The organism is Corallococcus interemptor (assembly GCF_003668875.1).
Classification (GTDB): domain Bacteria; phylum Myxococcota; class Myxococcia; order Myxococcales; family Myxococcaceae; genus Corallococcus; species Corallococcus interemptor.
Window position 1 is genome coordinate 1 of sequence record NZ_RAWM01000233.1, and the last position, 5,769, is coordinate 5,769.

Here is a 5,769-nt window from a genome sequence, read left to right on the forward strand (position 1 = left end):
AAGCCCGCAAAGACAAAGCCCCTGGCGCCTTGCGGCACCAGGGGCTTTCAAAAAGAATCCGGCAGCGACCTACTCTCCCACGCGGTTTCCCGCGGAGTACCATCGGCTCTGGAGGGCTTAACTTCCGTGTTCGGGATGGGAACGGGTGTGACCCCTCCGACATTGCCACCGGAAAAGCGACTGACGGTGCATACGAAGGGTAAGTTGCAAGGCTTCTGCCTTGAGTGAAGTCTCTTCAGTTGAAGAAGAGGTATGAAACAGCTGCCTTCCGGGCGGACGCACATAGTGGCGTCCTGGCCTCGGCCTTGGCCCCGAGTCCCTTACTCCCCACGAGGGGGCATGCAAGAGAATGGGGGAAGTAAGCCGCTCGACTTATTAGTACTGGTTAGCTTAACGCGTTACCGCGCTTACACACCCAGCCTATCAACGTGGTAGTCTTCCACGAGTCTTCAGGGGCTTGCGCCCGGGATACCTGGTCTTGAGGTCGGTTTCCCGCTTAGATGCTTTCAGCGGTTATCCAATCGGCACATGGCTACCCAGCGATGCCTCTGGCGAGACAACTGGTACACCAGCGGTGCCTCCAACCCGGTCCTCTCGTACTAAGGTCAGAGCCTCTCAAGTATCCTACGCCCACAGCAGATAGGGACCAAACTGTCTCACGACGTTTTGAACCCAGCTCGCGTACCGCTTTAATTGGCGAACAGCCAAACCCTTGGGACCTGCTCCAGCCCCAGGATGCGATGAGCCGACATCGAGGTGCCAAACCTCCCCGTCGATGTGAACTCTTGGGGGAGATAAGCCTGTTATCCCCGGAGTACCTTTTATCCGTTGAGCGATGGCCCTTCCATTCAGGACCACCGGATCACTATGACCTGCTTTCGCACCTGCTCGACCTGTCGGTCTCGCAGTCAAGCTCCCTTATGCCATTGCACTCGACGCCCGGTTTCCAATCGGGCTGAGGGAACCATCGCGCGCCTCCGTTACTTTTTGGGAGGCGACCGCCCCAGTCAAACTACCCACCAGACAGTGTCCCAGTCCCGGCTGACGAGACGTGGTTAGACACCAGAAATCAACAGGGTGGTATTTCACCGTTGCCTCCACCGAACCTAGCGGCCCGGCTTCAAAGGCTCCCACCTATCCTACACAGTCAATCCCTAGTGTCACTGTCAAGTTGTAGTAAAGGTTCACGGGGTCTTTCCGTCTTGCTGCGGGTAAACTGCATCGGCACAGCTATTTCAATTTCGCTGAGTCCCTCTCCGAGACAGTGCGGAAGTCGTTACTCCATTCGTGCAGGTCGGAACTTACCCGACAAGGAATTTCGCTACCTTAGGACCGTTATAGTTACGGCCGCCGTTTACTGGGGCTTCGGATCATCGCTTCGCCTTGCGGCTGACGAATCCCCTTAACCTTCCAGCACCGGGCAGGAGTCAGACCCTATACGTCGGCTTGTCGCCTTCGCAGAGTCCTGTGTTTTTGGTAAACAGTCGCTACCGCCATTTCTCTGCAACCTCTCTCGGCTTCGGCTGTACGCCTACACCTACCAGAGGCCCACCTTCTTCCGAAGTTACGGTGGAAATTTGCCTAGTTCCTTGGAGGAGAGTTCTCTCAAGCGCCTTAGGATTTTCTCCTCACCCACCTGTGTCGGTTTGCGGTACGGACACCCTGCAGACTCCCTGCGGGACTTTTCTTGGAAGCCGAGCATCAGCGACTTACCCCTTGCGGGGCGCCATGGGGTCTCGGGGATAGCTGCCGCGCCTTTATTCGTACGCGACACCCCTACGCCTTTAGACTGACACAACCACCGGTCAGCTCGCCTAGCTTTCTCCGTCCTCCCTCAGTTCAACGTCTGCAAGATGGCGCAGGAATATTAACCTGCTTGCCATCACCTACGCCTTTCGGCCTCGGCTTAGGACCCGGCTAACCCTGGGAAGATTAACTTGACCCAGGAAACCTTGGGTTTACGGCGAGGGGGTTTCTCACCCCCTTTATCGCTACTCATTTCGGCATCAGCACTCCCAGTCGCTCCAGCGGCCCTTTCGGTCCACCTTCGCTGCAACTGGGACGCTCCCCTACCGCCATACATGCCTGGCATGCATGACCCGAAGCTTCGGCACTAGTCTTGAGCCCCGTTACATTTTCGGCGCGGCCTGTCTTGACCAGTGAGCTATTACGCTTTCTTTAAAGGATGGCTGCTTCTAAGCCAACCTCCTGGTTGTCAATGACCTGCCACATCCTTTCTAGTGTTCACTTAGACTAGATTTGGGGGCCTTAGCTGTCGGTCTGGGTTATTCCCCTCTTGCCAATGGACGTTATCACCCACTGACTGCGTCCCGGGATAACAATTGCCGGCATTCGGAGTTTGATACGGTTTGGTAATCTGGTGAGACCCCTAGCCGTTTCAGTGCTCTACCTCCGGCATTGAATTACCCGAGCCGATACCTAAATATCTTTCGGGGAGAACCAGCTATCACGGAGTTTGATTGGCCTTTCACCCCTACACACAGCTCATCCCAGAAATTTTCAACTTTCATGAGTTCGGTCCTCCATGCGGTGTTACCCGCACTTCAACCTGGCCATGTGTAGATCACCCCGCTTCGGGTTATAATACACGCAACTTAGCGCCCTATTCGGACTCGCTTTCGCTCCGGCTCCACCTAACGGCTTAGCCTCGCTACGTATATTAAGTCGCCGAATCATGATGCAAAAGGTACGCTCTCGCACTGGCTTGCGCCGTAGTGCTCGAACTGCTTGTAGACATGCGGTTTCAGGTTCTTTTGACTCCCCTCACCGGGGTTCTTTTCACCTTTCCCTCGCGGTACTTGTTCACTATCGGTCGCCAAGGAGTATTTAGGCTTACCGGATGGTCCCGGCAGATTCAGACAGGATTGCACGTGTCCCGTCTTACTTGGGTAACCCGCTCAGCTCCAGTTGGCTTTCGTGTACGCGACTATCACGCTCTTTGGTGCGTCTTTCCAGGACGCTTCCACTAGCCCTCCAGAGTCCTACCGCGGACCCGCTACCCCATCGCCATTTGCATGGCGCTGGTTTGGCCTCTTCCCATTTCGCTCGCCACTACTTTGGGAATCACTCATTGTTTTCTCTTCCTCAGGGTACTGAGATGTTTCACTTCCCCTGGTTTGCTCTGCAAACCTATGAATTCAGTTTGCAGTAACGCAGCTATTCGCCGCGCTGGGTTTCCCCATTCGGACATCTCCGGATCAACGTTTGGTTGGCAACTCCCCGAAGCTTTTCGCAGCCACCCACGTCCTTCATCGCCTCTTGGCACCTAGGCATCCACCGCACGCCCTTAGTAGCTTACTTGCCCTAATCTCTTGTCTAACGCCCGCCTCCCGGCGGATTTTCGAAACTCGGAGACCAAGGCCCAGACCTCTGCTCTTCGCTAGCAGGCCCGGAAGACATTCTTTATTGCTGTTTCTCTAACTGCTTCTTCATGTGTGGGAGACTTCGTTCCCCTCTACCCGGCTGCCTCGCGGCGCCTGGTAAAGCAGATTTCGAAGTCGGCACTTCTGTCGAGAACTTCACTCAGCAGAAATTGCAACTTACCCTTCGTATGCACTTGTCAAAGAACGTCCCTGCGACTTCCAGGAAACTTGTGGAGCTGATCGGGTTCGAACCGACGACATCCAGCTTGCAAAGCTGGCGCTCTCCCAGCTGAGCTACAGCCCCGACTCTCGCGTCAGCACCATTCACCCTTTCGCTTCCCTCCAGTGAGGAAAGAAGAGTGGTGGGCCTAGGTGGACTTGAACCACCGACCTCGCGCTTATCAGGCGCGCGCTCTAGCCAGCTGAGCTATAGGCCCAGGGGGGCTAAAGCATCGGCGAACCCTACAGCGTCCTTCATTCTCAAAGAGCCGAGCTGCCTTCGCTCGGTCCTTCAAAACCAAACAGCAAGCCCGAAGTTCATAATGGATTGTTTACCGGAAACATTGACCTAGTTAGACCTGACAGCCCGAAGGCTGCTGGTGTTGCCTACTCTCCCGAAGGATGAGTCCAACACCCGGTCTCCTTAGAAAGGAGGTGATCCAGCCGCAGGTTCCCCTACGGCTACCTTGTTACGACTTCACCCCAGTTACCGAGCACTCCTTGGGCATCTCTTGGTGAGATGACTTCTGGAGCAATCGACTCCCATGGTGTGACGGGCGGTGTGTACAAGGCCCGGGAACGTATTCACCGCAGCGTGCTGATCTGCGATTACTAGCGATTCCGCCTTCATGGAGTCGAGTTGCAGACTCCAATCTGAACTGAGACCGGTTTTCTGCGATTAGCTCCCCCTCGCGGGTTTGCAGCGCTCTGTACCGGCCATTGTAGCACGTGTGTAGCCCTGGTCATAAAGGCCATGAGGACTTGACGTCATCCCCACCTTCCTCCGGTTTAACACCGGCAGTCCCTCTAGAGATCCACTTGCGTGGCAACTAAAGGCGAGGGTTGCGCTCGTTGCGGGACTTAACCCAACATCTCACGACACGAGCTGACGACAGCCATGCAGCACCTGTCTCTCGGTTCCCTTGCGGGCACTCCCTCATCTCTGAAGGATTCCGAGGATGTCAAGACCAGGTAAGGTTCTGCGCGTTGCGTCGAATTAAACCACATGCTCCACCGCTTGTGCGGGCCCCCGTCAATTCCTTTGAGTTTTAGTCTTGCGACCGTACTTCCCAGGCGGAGAACTTAATGCGTTAGCTACGGCACCGCGGGGGTCAACTCCCACGACACCTAGTTCTCATCGTTTACGGCGTGGACTACCAGGGTATCTAATCCTGTTTGCTACCCACGCTTTCGCGTCTCAGCGTCAGTTACCGTCCAGGTGGCCGCCTTCGCCACCGGTGTTCCTCCCCATATCTACGAATTTCACCTCTACTTGGGGAATTCCGCCACCCTCTCCGGCACTCAAGCTCTGCAGTTTCGGGCGCACTTCCTCAGTTGAGCTGAGGGCTTTCACACCCGACTTGCAAAGCCGCCTACACGCGCTTTACGCCCAATAATTCCGAACAACGCTTGCACCCTCTGTATTACCGCGGCTGCTGGCACAGAGTTAGCCGGTGCTTCTTCTCCCGGTACCGTCAAGGCAAAGCGTATTAGGCTTTACGGTTTCGTCCCGGTCGAAAGTGCTTTACAATCCAAAGACCTTCATCACACACGCGGCGTTGCTGCGTCAGGCTTTCGCCCATTGCGCAAAATTCCCCACTGCTGCCTCCCGTAGGAGTCTGGACCGTGTCTCAGTTCCAGTGTGGCTGATCGTCCTCTCAGACCAGCTACCCGTCGTCGCCTTGGTGGGCCATTACCCCGCCAACTAGCTGATGGGCCGCGGACTCATCTGGTTGTGATAGCTTGTATACAGAGGCCACCTTTTCCCTCAGTCTCCGAAGAGACCGTGGGCTTATCCGGTATTAGCCAATCTTTCGACTGGTTATCCCAGGCATCCAGGCAGATTATCCACGTGTTACGCACCCGTGCGCCGCTCTACTAAGGGTTGCCCCTATTCGCGCTCGACTTGCATGTGTTAGGCACGCCGCCAGCGTTCGTTCTGAGCCAGGATCAAACTCTCCAATTGTATTCTTGGTTTGCTTGAACCGGCGTTCCCCGAGACCCGGCTAAGGAGTCTCGGCTCGCTGATTCGTCGGCACTTCCCTTCTCGCTGCGCTTTTCAGCGCTGCTCTTGAAGGTGAAGATGCCCTCAAAAAATTGACTGCGGTTTCCGCAATCCATTACTGCTTGGGCTTGCTATTTGGTTTTCAAAGACCGAGCCGCTTGT

The 5,769-nt window shown here is 55.6% G+C and carries 2 tRNA genes and 3 rRNA genes; all 5 read right to left on the reverse strand.

The window, feature by feature from the left end:
• Nucleotides 1–56: 56 nt before the first annotated feature.
• Nucleotides 57–173 (reverse strand): 5S ribosomal RNA (gene rrf / locus D7X96_RS38540).
• Between the two features lie 181 nt (nucleotides 174–354).
• Nucleotides 355–3,321, reverse strand: a 23S ribosomal RNA gene (locus D7X96_RS38545).
• A gap of 293 nt (nucleotides 3,322–3,614) precedes the next feature.
• Nucleotides 3,615–3,687: transfer RNA gene (locus D7X96_RS38550), tRNA-Ala, on the reverse strand.
• A gap of 56 nt (nucleotides 3,688–3,743) precedes the next feature.
• Nucleotides 3,744–3,820: transfer RNA gene (locus D7X96_RS38555), tRNA-Ile, on the reverse strand.
• A 210-nt stretch (nucleotides 3,821–4,030) separates the two neighbouring features.
• Nucleotides 4,031–5,568, reverse strand: a 16S ribosomal RNA gene (locus D7X96_RS38560).
• Together the 16S, 23S and 5S rRNA genes with 2 tRNA genes alongside form the textbook arrangement of a ribosomal RNA operon.
• Between the last annotated feature and the right edge of the window lie 201 nt (nucleotides 5,569–5,769).